Source organism: Klebsiella sp. JN_Kp122 (genome assembly GCF_040062085.1).
Lineage (GTDB): Bacteria > Pseudomonadota > Gammaproteobacteria > Enterobacterales > Enterobacteriaceae > Klebsiella > Klebsiella aerogenes.
Genome location: NZ_JBEAHW010000044.1, coordinates 121236 through 143863 on the forward strand (window position 1 = coordinate 121236; position 22628 = coordinate 143863).

Here is a 22628-nt window from a genome sequence, read left to right on the forward strand (position 1 = left end):
CCCATCCGGTAAGGGGCGTTATTTTATGAAAGATCCTCGCTTGCACTCTCCCCGCCCGCAGTGTTATTAACAACATCATCCGTCATTATTATGTAATGAGTCTTCAAATGAATACGAGCGCAACCCTAACGCTATCCCTGCGCCGCATCACGGCCACTGATAATCCGGCGATTGCCAATGTTATCCGCCAGGTCTCCGCGGAATACGGTCTGACCGCCGATAAAGGCTATACGGTCGCTGACCCGAATCTGGATGAACTCTATGAGCTCTATAGCCAACCTGGCTCCGCTTATTGGGTGGTTGAGCAAAATGGCGAAGTGGTCGGCGGCGGCGGCGTGGCGCCGCTCTCGTGTAGCGAGTCCGATATCTGTGAGCTACAGAAAATGTACTTTATGTCCTCGGCGCGCGGCAAAGGGCTGGCGAAAAAGCTGGCGCTGATGGCGATGGATTACGCCCGCGAGCAGGGTTTTAAACGCTGCTATCTGGAAACCACCGCTTTTTTGAAAGAAGCGATTGGCTTGTATGAGCATCTCGGGTTTGAGCATATTGACGAGCCGCTGGGCTGCACCGGCCACGTCGATTGTGAAGTGCGGATGTTGAAAACGCTGTAACGCCTCGCTACCGTGGGCCTCCCCGGTAGCGCTGCGCTTACCGGGGCTACAGGGGCCGAATACCGCGGGCTACAACGCCGTCGGCACGCCGCTGTGGAAGCGGAACTCGGGCTCCGGGCGGAGGATCAATGCCGCTTCCGCCTCGCCAAGCTGGCGTACGCGCTCGCTGATATCTCCCCCCGCTATCTTCTGCGCCAGGTCCAGGTAGTCCTGATAATGCCGGGCCTCGGAGCGCAGCAACGACAGATAAAACTTCTGGAGATCATCATCCAGCCACGGCGCCAGCGCGGCAAATCGCTCGCAGGAGCGCGCTTCGATATAAGCGCCGCAAATCAGCTTATCGATTAGCATCACCGGCTCATGGGATCGCACCTCCCGGCGCATACCGCGGGCATAGTTGCTGGCGGTGATTTTGACGTAAGGGATATCCCGCGCCAGCATGATCTCACGCACCTGCCAGAAGTGGTGCAGCTCCTCTTTGATAAGCAGAATCATGCTGTCGAGCAACTGGCTGCCCCACGGGTCGTTGGTTCGCGGCATGGCGCTTTTGTTGATCCGTTTATGCAGAGCGACAAAATCCGGCTCCGGCCCACGGCGATAGGTAAAGTCTTCGTACGGTTTCAGGCATTCCAGTAGCTCGTCGGCGCCATCTTTATCGGCGACGTAGCGGCGTACCAGCAGCATGGCGTTTTGCGCCGCTTTCAGCTCGCATACCATATGGTCGGTCAACAGCAGCGGCAGGTTTTCCGGTTTACGGGCTTCGTCAATCCACGCCTGCGGCGTTGGGCAGTGCAGGAATGCTAAAATCGGGGAAAGTATTTGCGGGTAATCCATTGAAGCTCCAGGCTATACCCTAATCAGGACGGGTATATACGGCGGCAGACGCCGCCGTATCCGTTGACGACTTAGTGGCGTACGCCGTTGTCGTCTTCGTCAATTAAATCTTCGTCATCTTCGCCGTCATCGTCTTCGCCGTTCGGGTCTTCGTAGTAGGTACCCCAACCGTCGTACTCGACGTTGAATTTTTCCGCCAGGTTCATCAGCTGTTCAACCTGGGCGTCGATCAGATCGGCATTGAGCGCGCTTTCGCTCAGGATATCGCAGCAGATCACCACTTCACCTTCTTCGACTTCCAGCTCTTCCGGCTCGGTGACTTCATAACCCATCTTGAAGGCCTCTACCGCCACTTTTTCCAACGTTTCGAAATCGTCGGCAGAGAGATGATGCTCAATGGTATACAGCGCGTCCGGATCGCTGCCATCTTCCAGCAGCTCTTCGATAATCAGACGCGTTTCCTCACGCTGTTCTTCCAGTAGTTCCGGGTTTGCCATGGCTCGTTCCTCATAATGTGCGGCAGATACTCCTATTGTCACATACCGCCGTGATTGCCTCCACCTTCTGTGTAAAAGATTTCTAACTCGGGGTTGCAAATGAATATTCATACATATAAAGTGAATTTTAATTCAATAGTGGCGTTTGCCAGGTGAGGGAATTATGTCCGCGTTATATCAGAAGCATTTCTTGAGATTACTGGATTTTACTGCTGCAGAAATTACCGGCCTTGTCGACCTGGCCGCGCAATTAAAAGCCGATAAGAAAAACGGCATCGAAGCCCAGAAACTGAAGGGCAAAAACATCGCGCTCATCTTCGAAAAAGACTCAACCCGCACACGATGCTCTTTCGAAGTTGCCGCTTACGACCAGGGCGCCCGCGTGACCTATCTCGGTTCCAGCGGAAGCCAAATCGGCCACAAAGAATCCATGAAAGATACCGCCCGCGTGCTGGGTCGCATGTATGACGGTATTCAGTACCGCGGCTACGGTCAGGAGCTGGTAGAAACCCTGGCGGAGTACGCCGGCGTGCCGGTGTGGAACGGCCTGACCGATGAATTCCACCCAACGCAGCTACTGGCCGACCTGCTGACCATGCAAGAGCACCTGCCGGGTAAGGCATTTAATGAAATGACGCTGGTCTACGCCGGCGACGCGCGTAACAACATGGGTAATTCCATGCTGGAAGCCGCCGCGCTGACCGGGCTGGACCTGCGCCTGGTGGCGCCGAAAGCCTGCTGGCCAGAAGAGGGTTTAGTGGCGGAATGCACTGCGCTGGCGAAAAAGCACGGCGGCAATATTACCCTGACGGAAGATATCGCCGCGGGCGTAAAAGGCGCCGATTTCATTTATACCGACGTGTGGGTATCGATGGGCGAGGCGAAAGAGAAATGGGCGGAGCGTATCGCCCTGCTGCGCGGCTATCAGGTGAATAAAGCCATGCTGCAATTAACCGGCAACCCGCAGGTGAAATTCCTGCATTGTCTGCCCGCGTTCCACGATGACCAGACCATTCTCGGCAAACAGATGGCGGCGGAGTATGGACTGCACGGCGGTATGGAAGTGACCGATGAAGTCTTTGAATCCCCAGCGAGCATCGTCTTCGATCAGGCGGAAAACCGTATGCACACCATCAAAGCGGTGATGGTGGCGACGCTTGGAAAATAACCATTAATCACGGTAGGTTCCCGGATAGCGCGCTACGCGTATCCGGGCTAACCGTTTTAAGCCATCAACACCTTCACCACCGCTTTGCGCACCTTCGCCGGCGCCCCGACCGCACAGAGCGGTTTATGCACTTCGCCTGGATAAAACACCACAAAATCCCCCTCGTTAAGGATAACGGTTTTCTCCTGCGCTCCCTCGGCGAGGAAGGCGATGTCTTTGTCCGCCAGCCAGTCAGTCTGCGGCTCGCCTGCGGGTAAGGTGCTGAAGGTCATCCCTTCCTGACCGCGAAGTACAATTTGAATATCCAGATAGCGGGCGTGATACTCGGCGCGACGCTCGGCCTGCGCTTCGGTGCTGTCTTCAGAAATCAGATAGAACAGATTATTGCCGTCGATGTCGTGCTTGCCGAGCGGCGTCGACGCACTAACGTGGGCTTTAACATGCTCAATCGCCTGACGCAGCGCGTCCGGCAGCCAGGATTGCAGATGATGAATATTGCCGATAATCATAGTAGCCCTCAAATATAAAACAGCTTTTCATTTTTGTTTTATACGCTGCTTACCACTGCCAGACCACATTTTTATCGCGGTTTTTTGCGCTGGCGCAGCCTTCGCAGGCAAACGTTTCCCTGATTGTGGATTAATCGCTTGATTGCTCATCAAAGCTGCGTATAATGCCAGCCGTTTTGCCGGGAGGAAATATGGTCAATTGCGTACGACATTGCTGTGTCTTACCGCGTCTGAAAGCAGGCGCTGGCCTGGCGTTTTTCTTTCCGTTGCTCAATGAATTCTCGAAGCCCCTTATTTAAGGGGCTTTTTTTTTGCTCAGGCGTCAGGAGATAAGCATGGCTAACCCGCTATATCAAAAACATATCATTTCCATAAACGATCTCAGCCGCGAAGACCTCGAACTGGTGCTGGCGACAGCCGCAAAGCTGAAAGCCAATCCGCAACCCGAGCTGCTGAAGCATAAGGTTATCGCCAGCTGTTTCTTTGAAGCCTCCACCCGTACTCGCCTCTCTTTTGAAACCTCTATGCACCGCCTCGGCGCCAGCGTGGTCGGCTTCTCCGACAGCAGCAACACCTCGCTCGGTAAGAAAGGCGAAACCCTGGCCGACACCATTTCGGTTATCAGCACCTACGTCGACGCTATCGTAATGCGCCATCCGCAAGAGGGCGCCGCGCGTCTGGCAACCGAATTCTCCGGCAACGTACCGATTCTCAACGCCGGCGACGGCGCCAATCAGCATCCAACGCAAACCCTGCTCGACCTGTTCACCATTCAGGAAACTCAGGGCCGCCTTGAGAACCTCAATGTCGCGATGGTCGGCGACCTGAAATATGGCCGTACCGTACACTCGCTGACCCAGGCGCTGGCCAAATTCAACGGCAACCGCTTCTACTTCATCGCCCCGGACGCGCTGGCGATGCCGCAGTACATTCTCGATATGCTGGATGAAAAAGGCATCGCCTGGAGCCTGCATAGCGCCATCGACGAAGTGATGGCAGAGGTCGATATTCTGTATATGACTCGCGTGCAGAAAGAGCGCCTTGACCCATCGGAATACGCCAACGTGAAGGCGCAGTTCGTGCTGCGCGCCGCGGATCTCGAAGGCGCCCGCGTCAACATGAAGGTGCTGCACCCGCTGCCGCGCGTTGATGAAATCACCACCGACGTCGATAAAACGCCGCACGCCTGGTACTTCCAGCAGGCCGGTAACGGCATCTTCGCCCGCCAGGCGTTACTGGCACTGGTATTGAATAGCGAGCTGGCACAATAAGGGGGAATGAGAGATGACACACGACAATAAACTGCAAGTAGAAGCCATTAAACGCGGCACCGTGATCGACCATATCCCGGCCCAGGTCGGCTTCAAGTTGTTGACCCTGTTCAAGCTGACCGAAACCGACCAGCGCATCACCATCGGCCTGAACCTGCCGTCCGGCGAGATGGGCCGTAAAGATTTGATTAAAATCGAGAACACCTTCCTGACCGATGAGCAGGTCAATCAGCTGGCGCTGTATGCGCCGGACGCAACGGTTAACCGTATCGATGATTACGAAGTGGTGGGCAAATCCCGCCCGAGCCTGCCGGAGCGCATCAACAGCGTGCTGGTCTGCCCGAACAGCAACTGCATCAGTCACGCTGAGCCGGTTTCGTCGAGTTTCGCAGTGAAAAAACGCGCCGATGACATCGCACTCAAATGCAAATACTGTGAAAAAGAGTTTTCCCATTATGTGGTGCTGGCCAACTAATTGCGGTTGGTATTAATACCGGCCCTCCCTATAATGGCTACGACCTAATTACTGCAGTTCATCTGGAGATATTATGAGCAAAACTATTGCGACGGAAAAGGCACCAGCTGCTATCGGCCCATATGTACAAGGCGTTGATCTGGGTAGCATGATCATCACTTCCGGCCAGATCCCAGTAGACCCGAAAACCGGCAGCGTGCCGGAAGATGTCGCCGCGCAGGCGCGTCAGTCCCTGGACAACGTAAAAGCTATCGTTGAAGCCGCTGGCCTGAAAGTGGGCGATATCGTGAAAACCACCGTTTTCGTGAAAGATCTGAACGATTTCGCCACCGTGAATGCCGCGTATGAAGCGTTCTTCACCGAGCATAACGCCACTTTCCCGGCGCGTTCCTGCGTAGAAGTCGCGCGTCTGCCGAAAGACGTGAAGATTGAGATTGAAGCTATCGCGATCCGTCGCTAAGCGCTTCTCTGCCCTCACCCCAGGCGCTTGCGTCATCCACGGGGTGAGGGAAATGCCCTATTTTATCTTCGTTGCCCGCAGCAGTTTCTCCAGCGGATAGACCGCCGCAATCACCAGCTCATCCTGGGTTTTCGCCGCCGTATCCAGCTGCGCCTGGATTGAGGCGTACTCTTTATCGTCCAGCGTTCCCTGCCGCGCCACCAGATCGGTCAAGCGCAGCCCAAGGCTCGCCAGCTTATCAACCTGCTGCACCACCGGTTTAATCGCCGCCAGCTGATAGTTATTGTCGGTCAGCGCCAGCGCATCGCCGCTGTTGTTCTGCCAGCGGGTAAAGACGTGGCGCAGCGCATCGGCGCTCTCAGTATCCTCGGCATCGCTGATCAGCCGCTCCGCCCACTGGTTCAGGCTGCGTACGGTGTCGCTCTCCGCCGGCAGCGCATCGGCCAGCCGGTTCAGCGGTTCAAATTGATGGTAATTGTTCGCCTGGAACTTGAGATGCTGACGGGTGTAGTAATGCGCTGGCTCCAGCGCCTCGGCGAGGATCTGCAACGCCAGCGTATGGCTGCTGTTCGCCAGGCGGGTGAACTGCTCCAGCTGCTGAGTGTGCTGCTGCAGGCCGACGGAGACCGTTGACCAACTGTCCATCGCCTGCAGGCGCTGATACATATTGTCGCTGTCTTGGACGTCTTCGGCCGACCACAGCCGCTCCGCCACCGCAAAAGCCCGCGGCCACAGCTTGATATCGATGACCGGCGCGGCGACGTTTTCCGCCCACAGCGCCGCCTCGCCGCCGAGCAGATTCTTCTGTTGCTGCGCGTCGGGCAGCGTCGGCTGAATGCCCTGCGGCACGGCATCCAGCCGCTTGCCGTCAATAGGATAACGGGTGTTGCCAAGCAGGAAGTAGCCTGCGAGCTTGTCGTCGTTAATGGTTAGCACCGGGCGGGTCTCGCCCATCCAGGTATCGACGCGGAACGTGACCTGATTGTCGCCGAGCCATTCAATCTCCTGCACGGCACGCCGTGATTTCCCTTTAAAATCAATAAATCCACGCCAGCCACTATCGCCTTTTACCAGCGTAAAGCTGCCCTCAACCGCGCTGCCCTTCAGGCGCGGCATCGAAAACTGCCAGCTCTGGGCGCTGTCGTTATCGGTAATCGTATCCACACCGTTAAGCCCCTGCGGGATAATCTCATTACGATAGTGATAGGCGGTGTACTGCGGCTGGTCGAGGTAAAAACCGGTGGAGAGAATGCCGCGATAGCCGTGTTTGGCGACGTCGCCTAATGCGTCCTGCCCCTGCCAGGACTGAATCAGAATGCTCTTCGGTAAATCAGGGTGGTAGATTTCATCCCAGCCGACCATCTGCCGGTGATGTTTTTCGAGCAGCTTCTCCAGGCGCCGGTTGAAGTACGCCTGTAGCGCGTGGCTGTCCGCCAGCCCCTTCTCTTTGAGGAATTTCTGAATGGCCGGATTGGCGCGCCACTGGCTGTCATCGACTTCATCACCGCCGATATGCAGATACGGATCGGGGAAGATAGCCGCCAGTTCGCTGACCATCGCCTCGGCAAACGCGTAGGTGGCCTCTTTTGTTGGGTCGAGTACCGGTTTCAGCACGCCCCAGTGGCGCTCCATCGCGTAAGGCCCCGGCGCGCTCATCAGCTCCGGATAAGCCACGGCGATCGCCGAGGCGTGGCCCGGCATATCGATTTCCGGCACCACGCGAATACCGCGTTCGGCGGCATAGCGCACAATGTCTTTCATCTGCGCCTGGGTATAAAACAGGCCGTCGCTGGCCTGCTGCTGCAGCTTCGGATAGCGGCTGGAGGCGAAGCGCCAGCCCTGATCGTCGGTCAGATGCCAGTGCAGTACATTAAGCTTCGCCGCCGCCATACCATCAATCTGCCGCTTGATCGCCGACAGCGGCATAAAGTGACGGGCGGAATCCAGCAGCAGTCCACGCCACGGGAAGCGCGGCGCATCGTCAATGGCGACATAAGGAATGGTGGTGCCGTCAGGGCCGTTTTGTACCAGCTGTAGCAGCGTTTCCATGCCGCGCAGCGCGCCAAAACGCGTATTGGCTTTCAGGGTCGCGCCTTCGGCGTTAACGGTTAGCTGATAGCTTTCGTCGCTATCAGGCTGCGGCAGGAAAGGCACTTTCTTATTGACGATCACGTTAATGGTTGGGCTTTTTGCCGGCGCCGTCTGCGGCTGTAGCGTCCAGCCGGTTTGCCGCGCAAGACGTTCACGCCAGCGAGTTGCCGCCTCGCCCAGATCGTCGCCGCTGACGTTGATCGTCAGCTGATTATTTAGCGCCAACGCCCCCTGCGCCTGCGGGCGCTCCACATGGGCGGGCCACGGCATCAGCGGCAGATCGCCCGCCGGGGCGGCAAGCGCCATGCTGCTCAGTAATATTCCGCTGGTCAGCAGACTGTAACGCACGGTGTTAATCATCAATGTTCCTTTTTATGACGGGCCAAAAAAAGCAAAACATTGGGTTAACATGCGCACAAAATTGCGTCAATACATGGCGATGACGGGCTTCACAACTTGATGAGATTTAAGAGAAATACCGGTAAGCCCCTCTGCCGAACGGCAAAGGGGCGAAACCTCTACTGCCAGCCGTAACGGCGGCTGTAGAAGCCTTTAACGGTCTGGGTCAACACCATGTAACCCGCCAGAATCGCCACCAGCCATGGGAAATAGCTGAGCGGCAGCGCCTGCAGCTGCAGGTAGCCCGCCAGCGGCGAGAACGGCAGCGCGATCCCCACCGCCATCACCAGCAGCGTCATCGCGAATAGCGGCCACGCGGCGCGGCTCTGGACGAACGGAATGCGGCGGGTACGAATCATATGCACAATCAGCGTCTGCGACAGCAGCCCTTCAATGAACCAACCGGACTGGAACAGGGTCTGCATCTCGACGCTGTTGGCGTGGAACACCCACCACATCAGGCCAAAGGTGAGGATATCGAAAATCGAGCTGATTGGCCCGAAGAAGACCATAAAACGCCCGAGATCGGCCGGATTCCAGCGCTGCGGTTTACGGATCTGCTCATCGTCGACGTTATCAAACGGAATCGCCACCTGGGAGACATCGTACAGCAGGTTCTGAATCAACAGGTGCAGCGGCAGCATCGGCAGGAACGGCAGGAAGGCGCTGGCCACCAGCACGCTGAAGACGTTGCCGAAGTTGGAGCTGGCGGTCATTTTGATGTACTTGAGCATGTTGGCGAAGGTGCGGCGGCCTTCGATAACCCCCTCTTCCAGTACCATCAGGCTTTTTTCCAGCAGAATGATATCCGCCGCCTCGCGGGCGATATCTACCGCGCCGTCAACGGAAATGCCAATATCCGCCGCGCGTAGCGCCGGGGCGTCGTTAATACCGTCGCCCATAAAGCCCACCACGTGACCTTCGCGTTTCAGCAGCGTCACGATGCGCTCTTTATGCAGCGGCGCCAGGCGCGCGAACAGCGTGGTGCGTTTCGCCAGCGCTGCCAGTTCGTCGTCGCTCATGGCTTCAATCTGGCTGCCAATCACCACTTCGCCCGCATCCAGCCCCACTTCATGACACACTTTCGCCGCCACCAGTTCGCTGTCGCCGGTGAGGATTTTTACCGTAATGCCGCTGGCCTTCAGCGCTTTCAGCGCCGGGGCGGTAGTCTCTTTCGGCGGATCGAGGAAGGCGATGTAGCCTTCGAGGATCAGGTCGGACTCATCCGCACGCTGATAGTCGCCTTCCCGCGCCGGCAGGTATTTGGTCGCCACCGCCACCACCCGCAGCCCCTGACGGTTCAGGGTATCGGTCACCCGGCGGATACGGCGCAGCATGGTGTCGTCCAGCGGTACGATTTCACCGTTGTAGCGCACCTGAGTCGAGACGTTGAGGATCTCCTGCAGCGCCCCTTTACAGATCAGCTGATGCGCGTCGTCCTGCTCTTTTACCACCACCGACATGCGGCGGCGTTCGAAATCAAACGGAATCTCATCCACCTTCTGCCAGCGCTCCGCGAGACCGCGAGCGGCATCCAGCTCCACGCCTTCCAGCACCGCGGTGTCGAGCAGGTTTTTCAGCCCCGTCTGGTAATGGCTATTGAGCCAGGCGGTGTGCAGGACTCTCTCGCTGGATTTACCGGAAACATCGGTATGGTTCTCCAGCACGATTTTATCCTGGGTCAGGGTGCCGGTTTTATCGGTGCAGAGGATATCCATCGCGCCAAAGTTTTGAATGGCGTCGAGGTGTTTGACGATCACCTTTTGTTTTGACAGCTTCACCGCCCCGCGCGCCAGCGTCGAGGTGACGATCATCGGCAACATCTCCGGCGTCAGGCCGACCGCCACCGACAGCGCGAACAGCGCCGCTTCCCACCAGTCGCCTTTGGTGTAGCCGTTGATCAGCAGCACCACCGGCGCCATCACCAGCATAAAGCGGATCAGCAGCATGCTGACCCGGCTGATGCCTTTCTGGAAGGCGTTCGGCTCGCTTTCCTGCTCGCTGACGCGCCCGGCAAGCTGGCCGAACCAGGTGTTGCCGCCGGTGGCGTAGACGATAGCCTGCGCCGAGCCGCTCACCACGTTGGTCCCCATAAAGCACAGGGTGTCGCATTCCAGCGGATTGGTTTGTAGCGGATCGCGGGTGCGCGCGACTTTTTCAACCGGCAGCGATTCGCCGGTCAGCGAGGCCTGAGCGACAAACAGGTCGCGCGCCACAATGATGCGCAGGTCCGCCGGGATCATATCTCCCGCCGATAGCCTGACAATATCGCCCGGCACCAGTTGGTCGATGGGTAGTTCGAGCCAGCGGCTCTCGCCCTGCTCGTTGATAACCCGCAGCACCGTGGCGGTATTGCTGACCATCGCCTTCAGCGCATCCGCCGCTTTGGTCGAGCGCGCTTCCTGGATGAAGTTAAGCAGCGTCGAGATGCCGACCATCAGCGCGATAACGCCCGCAGCGAACAAATCTTCAGTGGAATAGGAGACGATGCCGAGCACCGTCAACAGCAGGTTGAACGGGTTGCGATAGCAGGTCCACAGATGAACCCACCACGGCGACGGCTTCTGCGCCGGGATTTGGTTATCGCCGTGCAGGGCGATTTTCGCCGCCACTTCGGCGTCGTTCAGCCCTTCAGGGTGGCTATCGAACGCGCGCCAGATCTCCTGCTCATCCATGGCCGCCACGTCCAGGCAGCGCTTGCCGAGTGAATCCGGGATCGACGCGCTGGCCAGATTGCGGGCGTCGGGCAGCGGATCGCGCTGGATCAAACGATGTGGTAAATGGCGGCTAAGCTGCGCGAACAGCTGCCGGGTAAAATTTTTCAGCATAAACAGTCCCTCCGCGCTCGCGCGAGCGAACGCAGCGTTGCCAACAGGCGCGGCAAAGCCTTACCTGTCAGGCATTATTTTTATAGGGCAGGGACATCGTGGACGTCACTGCTTTACGCTTTCCGGTAAAGCAGTGCTAAACAGGCTTACCGGAAAGAAAGGTTGCTCCATCGAGGATGAGGAGTGGGATCGGGGTCCATAAAATTCTCCGGTAAGTGACTCAAGACGGCGCGGAGTATACCGCGACCAGGAAACTATTTGTGGCTATTATGGCTATCATACCGCCCGGCAACTAAACCAGACATCAACCAGTCTTTGCTCATTGAGGATTCGTTGAGTAGCATTAGACTCACTCAAATCGGACGATGGCGAGAACCCCGTATGCAAAACCGGCTAACAATCAAAGATATCGCCCGCTTAAGCGGCGTCGGAAAATCGACGGTGTCGCGCGTGCTGAATAACGAAAGCGGCGTCAGCGAGCGCACCCGCGAACGGGTGGAAGCGGTGATGCAGCAGCACGGTTTCTCCCCTTCCCGCTCCGCCCGCGCCATGCGTGGTCAGAGCGATAAGGTGGTGGCGATTATCGTCACCCGTCTGGATTCGCTGTCGGAAAATTTAGCGGTGCAGACCATGCTGCCCGCCTTTTATCAGCAGGGCTACGATCCGATCATGATGGAGAGCCAGTTTTCTCCGGCGCTGGTGGAAGAACATCTGGGCATGCTCGCCCGGCGCAATATCGACGGCGTGGTGCTGTTCGGCTTTACCGGTATTAGCGAGGAGATGCTTGCGCCGTGGCGCGAAACGCTGGTGCTGCTGGCGCGCGATGCCCCCGGCTTCGCTTCGGTGTGCTATGACGATCATGGCGCGATCGAGTTACTGATGCAGCGTCTCTATGAGCGCGGACACCGGCATATAAGCTTCCTCGGCGTGCCGCACAGCGACGTCACCACCGGGGAACGCCGTCATCAGGCGTATCTCGATTTCTGCGCGCAAAAGAAGCTCACGCCAACCGCTGCCCTGCCGGGGCTGGCGATGAAGCAGGGGTATGAAAGCGTCGCCAGCGTGCTGACGCCCGAGACCCGCGCGCTGGTCTGCGCCACCGATACTCTCGCTCTCGGCGCCAGTAAATATCTACAGGAACAGCGTATCGACACGCTACAACTCGCCAGCGTCGGCAGCACGCCGCTGATGAAGTTTCTGCATCCGGAGATCCTCACCGTCGATCCCGGCTACGCCGAAGCCGGACGCCAGGCGGCACAGCAGCTGATCGACCAGATCGCCGGCCACGCCGAACCCCGCCAAATCGTCATTCCCGCTGCCCTGAATTAATCTCGTTCGGGCGATTTATGTGATCTTCGCCGAGTTTCGGGAACGTTCCCATTTTGCATTGCCAACGGAACGGTTAGGATGCATGCAAGGTAAAAACGGCATCTCTCCCCTCTGTTTTTGAGGCTTCATCATGAGCAAAGTAAACCAGCAGGACATCGATAAACTGATCGAACTGGTGGGCGGGCGCGGCAACATTGCCACCGTCAGCCACTGTATTACCCGTTTGCGCTTTGTGCTAAACGATCCGGCCATCGCCAAACCGAAAGAGATTGAGCAGTTGCGCATGGTGAAGGGATGCTTCACTAACGCCGGGCAGTTCCAGGTGGTCATCGGCACCGAAGTCGGCGATTACTATAAGGCGCTGCTGGCCACCACCGGTCAGGCGTCCGCCGACAAAGAGCAGGCCAAACAGGCCGCGCGGCAAAATATGAAGTGGCATGAACGGTTGATCTCGCACTTTGCCGAAATCTTTTTCCCGCTTCTGCCGGCGCTGATCAGCGGCGGTCTGATCCTCGGTTTCCGTAACGTCATCGGCGATCTGCCAATGAGCAACGGCCAGACGCTGGCGCAAATGCACCCGTCGTTGAAAACGATTTATGACTTCTTGTGGCTGATTGGCGAGGCTATCTTCTTCTATCTGCCGGTGGGGATCTGCTGGTCAGCGGTGAAGAAAATGGGCGGCACGCCGATCCTCGGGATCGTGCTTGGCGTCACGCTGGTCTCTCCACAGTTGATGAACGCCTACCTGCTCGGCCAGCAGGTGCCGGAAGTGTGGAACTTCGGCCTGTTTACCATTGCGAAAGTCGGCTATCAGGCGCAGGTGATCCCGGCTCTGCTGGCGGGGTTGGCACTGGGCTTTATCGAAACACGTCTCAAGCGCATCGTGCCTGACTACCTCTATCTGGTGGTGGTGCCGGTGTGCTCGTTGATTCTGGCGGTGTTCCTCGCTCACGCTTTTATCGGCCCGTTTGGTCGTCTGATTGGCGACGGCGTGGCCTTCGCGGTGCGCCACTTGTTAACAGGCAGCTTCGCGCCGATCGGCGCCGCGCTGTTCGGCTTCCTCTATGCGCCGCTGGTAATAACCGGCGTACATCAGACCACCCTCGCTATCGATATGCAGATGATTCAAAGCATGGGCGGCACGCCGGTATGGCCGCTGATTGCGCTGTCGAATATTGCTCAGGCGTCGGCGGTGGTCGGCATTATTATTGCCAGCCGTAAACAGAATGAACGCGAAATCTCGGTACCCGCGGCGATCTCCGCCTATCTCGGGGTCACCGAACCGGCGATGTACGGCATCAACCTGAAGTACCGCTTCCCGATGCTGTGCGCGATGGTCGGATCCGGCCTCGCGGGCCTGCTGTGCGGCCTGAACGGCGTGCTGGCGAATGGCATCGGCGTCGGCGGCCTGCCGGGCATCCTGTCGATTCAGCCAAGCTACTGGCAGGTCTATGCCACGGCGATGGCCATCGCCGTGGTAGTGCCGATTATCCTCACCACCGTGGTTTATCAACGCAAGTACCGTCAGGGCACCTTGCAGATTATCTAACGTCTTCTTTCGGGGCGCCGCTTGCGCCCCCTTTATTCGCAGGAACGTAATATGAATACCCTTCCCCGCTGGTGGCAAAACGGCGTTATTTATCAAATCTACCCGAAGAGTTTTCAGGACACCACCGGCAGCGGTACCGGCGATTTACGCGGCGTCACCGCCCGTCTCGACTACCTGCAAAAGCTCGGCGTCAACGCTATCTGGCTGACGCCGTTCTACGTCTCGCCACAGGTGGACAACGGCTATGATGTGGCGAATTATACCGCTATCGATCCCTCATACGGCACGCTGGAGGATTTCGACCAACTGGTCGCCGGAGCGAAAGCGCGCGGTATCCGCATCGTGCTGGATATGGTGTTTAACCATACCTCGACGGAACACGAATGGTTCCGCCAGTCGTTAAATAAGGCGAGCCCGTATCGCCAGTTCTATATCTGGCGCGACGGCGAGCCGGGAGCATTGCCGAATAACTGGCGTTCGAAATTCGGCGGTAACGCCTGGCAATGGCATGCGGAAAGCGAACAGTATTATTTGCATCTTTTCGCCACCGAGCAGGCGGATCTCAACTGGGAAAACCCGACGGTACGCGCCGAGCTGAAAAAAGTCTGCGAGTTCTGGGCCGATCGCGGCGTTGATGGCCTGCGCCTCGATGTCATCAATCTTATCTCCAAGGAGCAGGACTTCCCCTCCGATACCGTTGGCGATGGACGCCGCTTCTACACCGATGGCCCGCGGGTTCACGAGTTCCTGCAGGAAATGAGCCGCGATGTCTTTACCCCTCGTGGCCTGATGACCGTGGGCGAAATGTCTTCCACTTCACTTGAACACTGCCAACAGTACGCCGCGCTGGACGGCTTCGAACTGTCGATGACGTTTAATTTTCATCACTTAAAAGTCGATTATCCCGGCGGTGAAAAATGGACCCTCGCCCGTCCGGACTACGTGGCGCTGAAAGCGCTATTCCGCCACTGGCAGCAAGGGATGCATAACCGGGCGTGGAATGCGCTGTTCTGGTGTAACCACGATCAGCCGCGCATCGTGTCGCGCTTCGGCGACGAGGGCGAGTACCGGGTGCCGGCGGCGAAGATGCTGGCGATGGTACTGCACGGCATGCAGGGCACGCCCTATATCTATCAGGGCGAAGAGATTGGCATGACCAACCCGCATTTCAGCAACATCAGCGATTATCGTGACGTAGAAAGCCATAACATGTTTATCGAGCGCGCGGCGCAGGGACAAAGCCCGGATGAACTGCTGGCGATTCTGGCCAGCAAATCGCGCGACAATAGCCGCACGCCGATGCCGTGGCACGATGGCGAGAACGGCGGCTTCAGCGATGGAGAACCCTGGATCGCGTTGGGTAATAACTATCGCGAGATTAACGTCGAGGCGGCGCTGGCGGATCCGGAATCGGTGTTTTACACCTATCAGCAGCTGATCGCACTGCGAAAAACCACGCCGGTGCTGACCTGGGGGGATTATCAGGATCTGCTGCCGGACCATCCGTCGCTGTGGTGTTATCGCCGCCAGTGGCAGGGGCAGACGCTGGTGGTGGCCGCCAACCTGAGCCGTGAGTTCCAGCCGTGGCAGCCGCCAGAGATGTCTGGCGACTGGCGGGCGCTGATTGGCAACTATGCGGAAACGGCCAACCGTCCGGCGGCAATGACGCTGCGGCCGTTCGAAGCGGTATGGTGGTTGCAGGCATAAAGCTTTTCCCCGGTGGCGCTACGCTCACCGGGGCTACCGGTTCGTGGGGCTGGAGATTACGCGCGGTCAGCATCAGGAAGGATAACGCTCTCCTGCGGCTGCGCTGAGGCGTGCTCCTCTTTGGCCTTCAGCCGATCCCAGGCGCGGAAGAACGGATAGTAAACCACCAGCGAAATAGTTAAATTCACGACCTGCAGTATGGTGCCGGAAATATGGCCGCCGGTCGCCAGATAGCCGCTGATGAAGATCGGCGTAGTGAACGGCAGCGCGATTCCGGCCGGCGGCGCCACCAGCCCGGTCGCCATTGCGGTATAGGACACGATCACCAGCAGCACCGGCGTTAAAATAAACGGCAGGAAGAAGTACGGGTTCATCACCAGCGGGATGCCGAATACCATCGGCTCGCTGATGTTAAACAACGCTCCCGGCGCGGCAATTTTCCCCAGCTGTTTCATCTGCTGACTACGGCTGCGCAGCAACATAAATATCACCAGCCCCAGCAGCGCGCCGGTGCCGCCGGGCGCAATCCACAGATCGTAAAATTGCTGGGTAATGATATGCGGGATCGGCTGGCCGTTCTGAAAGGCCGTCAGGTTCTCTGACATATTCGACAGCCACACCGGCTGGATAAATACCAGCACAATCGCGTCGCCGTGCAGGCCCAGCGTCCACAAAATACCGATCACTATCACCGAAATAATCATCCCCGGCAGCGTACCGCCAACGTGATGCATCGGAATACCGATCAAAGTGGCGATCATGCTGTTGATGTCGCCGAACGGCGAGGCCTCAACCGCCAGGCGCAGCGCCAGCACCACCGCCAGAACACAGAAGCCGGGGATCAGGGCGAGGAAAGATTTCGCCACTGCCGGCGGCACGCCGTCCGGCATGCGGATAACGAGATTGCGGCTGGCGACCAAACGATAAATCTCCGTCGACAGCAGCGAAATGACAATAGCGACAAACAGCCCCTGGCTGCCGACCATGCTCACCGGGATCACCCCTTTAATCACCTCCGCCGCGCCGTGTACCGGGGTAAAGAGGGTGTTCTGCGGGATAGTCATCACAAAGGCCACCAGCGACATCGCCCCGGCGCTCAGCGGGTCGATGGTGCGGTACTTCTCCGCCAGCCGATAGGCGATGCCGAAGCTGGAAATCAGCGCCATAATGTCGTAGGTCGCTTTCACCGGGTACAGCATTTTATCGCGCCAGACCTCGCCAAACAGGCCGCTCATCATGTCGGCATAGCCGGGGATCGGCAAGTAGGCGAAAATCAGGAAAAACGAGCCAATCAGCATAAACGGCATATTCAGAATGATGCCATCGCGTACCGACAGGACGTGCTTTTGCCCGGCGATTTTCAGCGCCGCCGGCATGACGTAACGTTCAATCCAGCTTGTATTCGACATGGTATGCTCCCGAGGGAAATAGCGGTCAGTTAAATTGCGTCAGCCATTGACGGTTTATCGTTAACACTTCATCCAGCAGCGCCTGGGCATCGGTGACGTTACCGACCAGCGGGTTAGCCACCAGCGCCAACAGCGCGCTCTCGCGGCAGCCGTGTACCGCGGCTTCAATCGTCAGCCGTTCAAAGGCCTTCACCTGCTGCGTCAGGCCGTTCATCGCCGGCGGCAGCGGGCCGAACGCCAGCGGCCGTGCCCCTTGCGCATCGATAATGCTGTTGGTTTCCACCACCGCATCATCATCCAGGCCGTGAATCGCGCCGTTGTTGCGGGTGTTTACCACCATCTCCGCGCCCAGGTTGTTGTGAATCGCATTGATAAGCTCAACGGCCACTTCCGAGTAGTAAGCGCCGCCGCGAAAGCTCAGTTGCTCTGGTTTTTCTTCCAGCTGCGGGTCGGCGTACAGCGCAAACAGCTCCTGCTCGACCTTCATCACCTGCTCGGCGCGGGTGCCTTTGGTTTTCGCTGCGGCGATCTCTTCCGCCAGCATCGCCGGCGTCAGCCAGAAATAACGATGATAAGGGCACGGAATCGCCTTCAGCGCGCGGAGGAATTCCGCCGGCCACGGCAGTTCTTTAATGTTGTTCATCGACAGTGCCTTACCGTCGCAGAGCATATCGATCACTTTGCCGGTGACATCCTCGCGCCCCTGTAGCACCTTATGCACCCAAACCATATGGTTGAGCCCGGCAAAGCGCAATTTCACTTCGGACTCCTGCGCGCCTAACATCCCGACGATCATGTGCTGCATGTTGATCGGCACGTTGCACAGGCCGATGATCTTCGCCGTGCTGTAGCGGCTGACCGCCTCGGTGACGATCCCCGCCGGGTTGGTAAAGTTAAGAATGAACGCTTCCGGCGCCAGCTGTTCCACTTTGCGCGCAACTTCGAGGATCACCGGGATCGTCCGTAGCGCCTTGGCGAACCCGCCGACGCCGGTGGTCTCCTGGCCCAATAGATGATATTTGAGACCCAGCCGTTCATCCGCGGCGCGCGCCGCCAGTTGCCCGACGCGTAGCTGCGTCAGCACAAAGCTGGCGCCGCGGATCGCCTCATCGAGCGTAAAGTGGACGCTGACCGCCACCTGATCCAGCCCTTTATGTTTCAACATCCGCCGGGTCAGCGCGGCAATGATCTCAACCTTTTCCCTGCCGGATTCGACATCCACCAGCGCCAGTTCGGTGACCGGAAGCTGTTCATAACGAACGATAATCCCTTCAATAAGCTCCGGCGTGTAGCTGCTGCCGCCGCCGATAACGGCGATTTTCAGTGCTTGCATAGTGACCTCTATTCGCATTTTCGGCATGCAGATCGCCGCGCGCGATCGCAGGACCGCACGTGAGGGTGATAAAAATGGGATTAGAAAATTAGCGTTCGAGCAGGGCCAGCGCTTTATCCAGCACCGCTGCGCCGCGCATCATGCCGTAGTCGGCCATATCGATCACCGCCACCGCTTTACCCTGCGGCGCCGCCAGCGCGGTCAGGCGGCCGGCTTCGTATTTGACCTGCGGCCCGAGCAGAATGACGTCGGCGTTCGGCAGTTCGCGTTCAAATTCCGCCACCGCTACAGCATAGATTTCCAGCGCCAGCGCGCGCTGCTGGGCTTCCGCTTTCATTTTGTTCACCAGCATGCTGGTCGACATGCCTGCGGCACAACAGAGTACGATTCGTGGCATTGCGCTTCCCCTTTGCGTGTTTATCGCTTCAGCCTTCACGACCTATGCGACTATATTGTTAATATTGTGTGATAGTGAAGGCTATATGAAAATAATTTTCACCGATGTGATCGAGGCTCAATTTTTGCGCATCATTTCCTCATGCCATTGCGAAACATCGACGCCAGACATAGGAAATATTCTGCGCAGGTGCTATAAAAACGGCTATTCACTAAGTGAAAAATATTTTCAATTCCGGGTACTGCCAAAGGGAACATCAGGATGGATATCGTAGGTCAACTACAGGACGGATTGATCCGCTTTAGCGCTCAGGAGTCGCGCGTCGCCGCCTTTATTCTGGAAAATCTTAGCTTTACCGCCAGCGCCTCGATTGACGAACTGGCCGCCAGCGCGGGGGTCAGCCCGGCCACCATCACCCGCTTCGCCCGTTCAGTGGGCTGTGATGATATTCGTGATTTACGCAAACAGCTGGCGCAGGCCAGCGAACGGCGCGCCAGCTGGCTCACGCCGGATAGCGCCGCCCTGCCCGTCGCCTGGCGCGACAAACTTAGCAGCCTCGGCGATACGCTAACCCGTCAGCTCGGCCACACCGCCGAAGCGGCGGTGGAGAAGTGCAAATCGCGCCTGCTGAGCGCCCGCGCGGTGCATTGCTTCGCCCTCGGCGCCCAGGACGTGGCGCTGGCGGCGCTGCTTCAGCACCAGTTGCTGCCATCCGGTATCGCGATTAATCTCTGCCAGGATGCGGCGCTGATGCGAATGACTGCCAGTACCCTTAATGACGATCACCTGCTGCTGGTGCTGGCCACCGCCGATGCCAATGCCGTATTACAAAGCGCGACGCTGCAGGCGCGTACGCAAGGGGTGACGATTATCGCTCTGACCCCGGAACAGCACGCGCTGGCGGATATGGCCAGCGCCGTGCTTCCCCTGCCCGTCAACCCGCAGCATGCCCGCTACGCCCTGCTGCTGCTTGTCGATCTGCTTAACGATACATTGATTGCCTGAATATTCTGCCCGTTCCCTTCACGATCGGGCCCAATTTTTGCTTATATTTTAAGCGCCTAAATTTACATTTCACGCCAGCGCCCATCATCCGTACTCTCACCTTTTTACCTTGTTCTGGGTCAATAAAATCGCAAACATCTTTGATGCAAATCACTACATATAGAACTTAAAATGCGCCTCGGCCCTACATATTGTATTAATCGTCTATTATGTCACCATATCTTGTCGTTGTTGGGCGGTGATGAGATGTGGATAAAAAGGGCCGGATCCGAAGGCAAACGCCGCTAGTCGTAGCGTGGCGCGCTTTTGGGAGACCTTCCGCCTCTGTGGATAACCTGTTCTATATATGGAGTGATCATGACACCGCATGTGATGAAACGTGATGGCTGTAAAGTGCCGTTCAAGTCAGAGCGCATTAAAGAAGCAATTCTGCGTGCAGCTAAAGCAGCGGGAGTCGATGACGCAGACTATTGCGCCACCGTCGCAGAAGTCGTTAGCCAGCAAATGCAGGGCCGCGCGCAGGTCGATATCAACGACATCCAGACCGCCGTGGAAAACCAGTTGATGTCCGGCCCGTGGAAACAGCTGGCGCGCGCCTATATCGAATATCGCCACGATCGCGATATCGAGCGTGAAAAGCGCGGCCGTCTGAACCAGGAAATTCGTGGTCTGGTCGAGCAAACCAACTCATCGCTGCTCAACGAGAACGCCAACAAAGACAGTAAAGTGATCCCGACCCAGCGCGATCTGCTGGCCGGTATCGTAGCCAAACACTATGCCCGCCAGCACCTGCTGCCTCGCGATGTGGTGCAGGCGCACGAGCGCGGCGAGATCCACTACCACGATCTCGACTATTCGCCGTTCTTCCCGATGTTCAACTGCATGCTGATCGACCTGAAAGGCATGCTGACTCACGGCTTTAAAATGGGCAATGCCGAAATTGAGCCGCCGAAGTCTATCTCTACCGCCACCGCGGTCACGGCGCAGATTATCGCCCAGGTCGCCAGCCATATTTACGGCGGCACCACCATTAACCGTATCGATGAAGTGCTGGCGCCGTTCGTCACCGAGAGCTTCAAAAAGCATCGTAAAATTGCCGAAGAGTGGCAGATCCCGGATGCCGAAGGCTATGCCCGTACGCGGACCGAAAAAGAGTGCTACGACGCGTTCCAGTCGCTGGAGTATGAGGTCAACACGCTGCATACCGCCAATGGCCAGACGCCGTTCGTCACCTTTGGTTTTGGCCTCGGCACCAGCTGGGAGTCGCGCCTGATCCAGCAGTCGATTCTGCGCAACCGCATCGCCGGCCTCGGCAAAAACCGCAAAACGGCGGTATTCCCGAAACTGGTCTTCGCCATTCGCGACGGCCTGAACCATAAGTTCGGCGATGCGAACTATGACATCAAACAGCTGGCCTTAGAGTGCGCCAGCAAACGCATGTACCCGGATATTCTCAACTACGATCAGGTAGTGAAAGTCACCGGGTCGTTTAAAACGCCGATGGGCTGCCGCAGTTTCCTCGGCGTGTGGGAAAACGAGAACGGCGAACAGGTACACGATGGGCGCAACAACCTCGGCGTTATCAGCCTGAACCTGCCGCGTATCGCTCTGGAAGCGAAAGGCGACGAAGCCGCCTTCTGGGCGCTGCTGGACGAACGCCTGCTGCTGGCGCGCAAAGCGCTGATGACCCGTATCGCCCGTCTGGAAGGGGTGAAAGCCCGCGTCGCGCCAATTCTGTATATGGAAGGCGCCTGCGGCGTGCGTCTGAAAGCCGACGATGACGTCGCGGAAATTTTCAAGAATGGCCGCGCGTCCATTTCCCTGGGCTACATCGGGATTCACGAGACCATCAACGCGCTGTACAACAATCAGCATATGTACGATAGCGAAGCGCTGCGTGAAAAAGGCATCGCCATCGTTCAGCGTCTGCGCGACGCCGTTGAGCAATGGAAGGAAGAGACCGGCTACGGCTTCAGCCTGTACAGCACGCCGAGCGAAAACCTGTGCGATCGCTTCTGCCGCCTCGATACCGCCGAATTCGGCGTGGTACCGGGCGTGACCGAAAAAGGCTACTACACCAATAGCTTCCATCTCGACGTCGAGAAGAAGGTTAACCCGTACGACAAGATCGATTTTGAAGCGCCGTATCCGCCGCTGGCCAACGGCGGCTTCATTTGCTACGGCGAATATCCGAATATCCAGCATAACCTCAAGGCGCTGGAAGACGTGTGGGATTACAGCTATCAGCACGTACCGTATTACGGCACCAATACGCCGATCGATGAATGCTACGAGTGCGGATATACCGGCGAGTTCGAGTGCACCAGCAAGGGCTTTACCTGCCCGAAATGCGGCAATCACGACGCCGCCCGCGTATCGGTGACCCGCCGGGTATGCGGTTATCTCGGCAGCCCGGACGCGCGTCCGTTCAACGCCGGCAAGCAGGAAGAAGTGAAGCGCCGCGTGAAGCACCTGGGCAATGGGCAGATTGGTTAAAGATCAATGCGCTTTTCCCGGATAGCGGCGCGCAGCGCCTTATCCGGGCTACCACTGCCACTGTCGTAGCCCGGCCGAGCTCAGCGACGCCGGGAAATGGCCGCACTCCTTCGTTTTCGCAAAGCAATTAACGTCAGAGCAAGGCGGCAAACGAAGGAATCTCAGACAGCCTGGTGGGTTTCCTCAAATCAGTTGGCGTTGTAGCAAGGCGGCAAACGAGTAAGTCCCGGGGAGCTTACTGGAGTAAGTGACCCGGGCGA

Annotated in this window: 19 protein-coding genes; 11 read left to right on the plus strand and 8 right to left on the minus strand. The window is 57.7% G+C overall.

The window, feature by feature from the left end:
• Positions 1 to 107 precede the first annotated feature (107 nt).
• Complete coding sequence (locus tag ABLU78_RS18970) at positions 108 to 611, plus strand: GNAT family N-acetyltransferase (protein ID WP_015368548.1); 504 nt, start codon at positions 108 to 110, stop codon at positions 609 to 611.
• Between the two features lie 69 nt (positions 612 to 680).
• Here ABLU78_RS18970 and miaE read toward each other — a convergent pair whose 3' ends face one another.
• Together miaE and rraB are read right to left on the minus strand one after the other, a co-directional pair.
• A complete protein-coding gene (miaE, locus tag ABLU78_RS18975; RefSeq protein WP_042894224.1) occupies positions 681 to 1445 on the minus strand; it encodes a tRNA isopentenyl-2-thiomethyl-A-37 hydroxylase MiaE in 765 nt (254 codons plus the stop codon).
• A gap of 71 nt (positions 1446 to 1516) precedes the next feature.
• Entirely contained in the window at positions 1517 to 1942 is a 426-nt protein-coding gene (rraB, locus tag ABLU78_RS18980; protein ID WP_015368550.1) for a ribonuclease E inhibitor RraB, read from the minus strand.
• Positions 1943 to 2105: 163 nt separating this feature from the next.
• On the opposite strand from rraB, the gene argF reads away from it, so the two are divergent.
• A complete protein-coding gene (gene argF / locus ABLU78_RS18985; RefSeq protein WP_015368551.1) occupies positions 2106 to 3110 on the plus strand; it encodes an ornithine carbamoyltransferase in 1005 nt (334 codons plus the stop codon).
• Positions 3111 to 3166: 56 nt separating this feature from the next.
• Here argF and ABLU78_RS18990 read toward each other — a convergent pair whose 3' ends face one another.
• Positions 3167 to 3619 carry a YhcH/YjgK/YiaL family protein gene (locus tag ABLU78_RS18990; protein WP_032713560.1) on the minus strand — a complete coding sequence of 151 codons (453 nt, stop codon included), beginning with the start codon at positions 3617 to 3619 and terminating at the stop codon, positions 3167 to 3169.
• Between the two features lie 191 nt (positions 3620 to 3810).
• Here ABLU78_RS18990 and ABLU78_RS18995 point away from each other — a divergent pair, with 191 nt between their 5' ends.
• The 4 genes from ABLU78_RS18995 (at position 3811) to ridA (ending at position 5825) form a co-directional block, all read left to right on the plus strand.
• Positions 3811 to 3918, plus strand: a complete 108-nt coding sequence (locus tag ABLU78_RS18995; protein WP_020079785.1) for a pyrBI operon leader peptide — start codon at positions 3811 to 3813, stop codon at positions 3916 to 3918.
• 36 nt (positions 3919 to 3954) lie between these two features.
• A complete protein-coding gene (gene pyrB, locus ABLU78_RS19000) occupies positions 3955 to 4890 on the plus strand; it encodes an aspartate carbamoyltransferase (protein WP_015704213.1) in 936 nt (311 codons plus the stop codon).
• Positions 4891 to 4903: 13 nt separating this feature from the next.
• Positions 4904 to 5365, plus strand: a complete 462-nt coding sequence (gene pyrI / locus ABLU78_RS19005) for an aspartate carbamoyltransferase regulatory subunit (RefSeq protein ID WP_015368555.1) — start codon at positions 4904 to 4906, stop codon at positions 5363 to 5365.
• 73 nt (positions 5366 to 5438) lie between these two features.
• Complete coding sequence (ridA, locus tag ABLU78_RS19010) at positions 5439 to 5825, plus strand: 2-iminobutanoate/2-iminopropanoate deaminase (protein WP_020079786.1); 387 nt, start codon at positions 5439 to 5441, stop codon at positions 5823 to 5825.
• A gap of 57 nt (positions 5826 to 5882) precedes the next feature.
• Here the strand turns inward: ridA and ABLU78_RS19015 are convergent, their stop codons facing one another.
• Together ABLU78_RS19015 and mgtA are read right to left on the minus strand one after the other, a co-directional pair.
• On the minus strand, positions 5883 to 8276 hold the full coding sequence (locus ABLU78_RS19015) for a family 20 glycosylhydrolase (RefSeq protein ID WP_048229698.1): 2394 nt from the start codon (positions 8274 to 8276) through the stop codon (positions 5883 to 5885).
• A gap of 158 nt (positions 8277 to 8434) precedes the next feature.
• The gene (gene mgtA, locus ABLU78_RS19020; RefSeq protein ID WP_032713557.1) at positions 8435 to 11143 is read right to left on the minus strand and encodes a magnesium-translocating P-type ATPase; all 2709 of its coding nucleotides are present in this window, start codon (positions 11141 to 11143) and stop codon (positions 8435 to 8437) included.
• Positions 11144 to 11524: 381 nt separating this feature from the next.
• Here mgtA and treR point away from each other — a divergent pair, with 381 nt between their 5' ends.
• From treR to treC, 3 genes are all read left to right on the plus strand, one after another.
• A complete protein-coding gene (gene treR / locus ABLU78_RS19025; protein WP_015368559.1) occupies positions 11525 to 12472 on the plus strand; it encodes a trehalose operon repressor TreR in 948 nt (315 codons plus the stop codon).
• Between the two features lie 130 nt (positions 12473 to 12602).
• The gene (gene treB, locus ABLU78_RS19030; RefSeq protein WP_015368560.1) at positions 12603 to 14021 is read left to right on the plus strand and encodes a PTS trehalose transporter subunit IIBC; all 1419 of its coding nucleotides are present in this window, start codon (positions 12603 to 12605) and stop codon (positions 14019 to 14021) included.
• 51 nt (positions 14022 to 14072) lie between these two features.
• On the plus strand, positions 14073 to 15728 hold the full coding sequence (treC, locus tag ABLU78_RS19035) for an alpha,alpha-phosphotrehalase (RefSeq protein WP_048229701.1): 1656 nt from the start codon (positions 14073 to 14075) through the stop codon (positions 15726 to 15728).
• A gap of 56 nt (positions 15729 to 15784) precedes the next feature.
• On the opposite strand, the gene celB is transcribed toward treC, so the two are convergent.
• From celB to ABLU78_RS19050, 3 genes are all read right to left on the minus strand, one after another.
• The gene (celB, locus tag ABLU78_RS19040) at positions 15785 to 17137 is read right to left on the minus strand and encodes a PTS cellobiose transporter subunit IIC (protein WP_015704207.1); all 1353 of its coding nucleotides are present in this window, start codon (positions 17135 to 17137) and stop codon (positions 15785 to 15787) included.
• Positions 17138 to 17162: 25 nt separating this feature from the next.
• Positions 17163 to 18470 (minus strand): 6-phospho-beta-glucosidase, encoded by a 1308-nt coding sequence (locus tag ABLU78_RS19045; RefSeq protein WP_015704206.1) that lies wholly within the window; start codon positions 18468 to 18470, stop codon positions 17163 to 17165.
• 88 nt (positions 18471 to 18558) lie between these two features.
• Positions 18559 to 18867 (minus strand): PTS sugar transporter subunit IIB, encoded by a 309-nt coding sequence (locus tag ABLU78_RS19050; protein WP_020079792.1) that lies wholly within the window; start codon positions 18865 to 18867, stop codon positions 18559 to 18561.
• Between the two features lie 261 nt (positions 18868 to 19128).
• Between ABLU78_RS19050 and ABLU78_RS19055 the strand changes: the two genes are divergently transcribed.
• Together ABLU78_RS19055 and nrdD are read left to right on the plus strand one after the other, a co-directional pair.
• A complete protein-coding gene (locus tag ABLU78_RS19055) occupies positions 19129 to 19872 on the plus strand; it encodes a MurR/RpiR family transcriptional regulator (RefSeq protein WP_048229702.1) in 744 nt (247 codons plus the stop codon).
• Between the two features lie 357 nt (positions 19873 to 20229).
• Positions 20230 to 22368 carry an anaerobic ribonucleoside-triphosphate reductase gene (gene nrdD, locus ABLU78_RS19060; RefSeq protein ID WP_015368566.1) on the plus strand — a complete coding sequence of 713 codons (2139 nt, stop codon included), beginning with the start codon at positions 20230 to 20232 and terminating at the stop codon, positions 22366 to 22368.
• Positions 22369 to 22628 lie beyond the last annotated feature (260 nt).

Bases quoted from the DNA above. Each gene is read 5' to 3' on its own strand.
- ABLU78_RS19015 (WP_048229698.1), bottom strand. From the start codon at position 8,276: ATGATTAACACCGTGCGTTACAGTCTGCTGACCAGCGGAATATTACTG.
- ABLU78_RS18995 (WP_020079785.1), top strand. From the start codon at position 3,811: ATGGTCAATTGCGTACGACATTGCTGTGTCTTACCGCGTCTGAAAGCA.
- mgtA (WP_032713557.1), bottom strand. From the start codon at position 11,143: ATGCTGAAAAATTTTACCCGGCAGCTGTTCGCGCAGCTTAGCCGCCAT.
- treR (WP_015368559.1), top strand. From the start codon at position 11,525: ATGCAAAACCGGCTAACAATCAAAGATATCGCCCGCTTAAGCGGCGTC.
- ABLU78_RS19050 (WP_020079792.1), bottom strand. From the start codon at position 18,867: ATGCCACGAATCGTACTCTGTTGTGCCGCAGGCATGTCGACCAGCATG.
- ridA (WP_020079786.1), top strand. From the start codon at position 5,439: ATGAGCAAAACTATTGCGACGGAAAAGGCACCAGCTGCTATCGGCCCA.
- rraB (WP_015368550.1), bottom strand. From the start codon at position 1,942: ATGGCAAACCCGGAACTACTGGAAGAACAGCGTGAGGAAACGCGTCTG.
- argF (WP_015368551.1), top strand. From the start codon at position 2,106: ATGTCCGCGTTATATCAGAAGCATTTCTTGAGATTACTGGATTTTACT.
- treB (WP_015368560.1), top strand. From the start codon at position 12,603: ATGAGCAAAGTAAACCAGCAGGACATCGATAAACTGATCGAACTGGTG.
- ABLU78_RS18990 (WP_032713560.1), bottom strand. From the start codon at position 3,619: ATGATTATCGGCAATATTCATCATCTGCAATCCTGGCTGCCGGACGCG.
- pyrB (WP_015704213.1), top strand. From the start codon at position 3,955: ATGGCTAACCCGCTATATCAAAAACATATCATTTCCATAAACGATCTC.
- ABLU78_RS19045 (WP_015704206.1), bottom strand. From the start codon at position 18,470: ATGCAAGCACTGAAAATCGCCGTTATCGGCGGCGGCAGCAGCTACACG.
- celB (WP_015704207.1), bottom strand. From the start codon at position 17,137: ATGTCGAATACAAGCTGGATTGAACGTTACGTCATGCCGGCGGCGCTG.
- pyrI (WP_015368555.1), top strand. From the start codon at position 4,904: ATGACACACGACAATAAACTGCAAGTAGAAGCCATTAAACGCGGCACC.
- nrdD (WP_015368566.1), top strand. From the start codon at position 20,230: ATGACACCGCATGTGATGAAACGTGATGGCTGTAAAGTGCCGTTCAAG.
- treC (WP_048229701.1), top strand. From the start codon at position 14,073: ATGAATACCCTTCCCCGCTGGTGGCAAAACGGCGTTATTTATCAAATC.
- ABLU78_RS18970 (WP_015368548.1), top strand. From the start codon at position 108: ATGAATACGAGCGCAACCCTAACGCTATCCCTGCGCCGCATCACGGCC.
- ABLU78_RS19055 (WP_048229702.1), top strand. From the start codon at position 19,129: ATGGATATCGTAGGTCAACTACAGGACGGATTGATCCGCTTTAGCGCT.
- miaE (WP_042894224.1), bottom strand. From the start codon at position 1,445: ATGGATTACCCGCAAATACTTTCCCCGATTTTAGCATTCCTGCACTGC.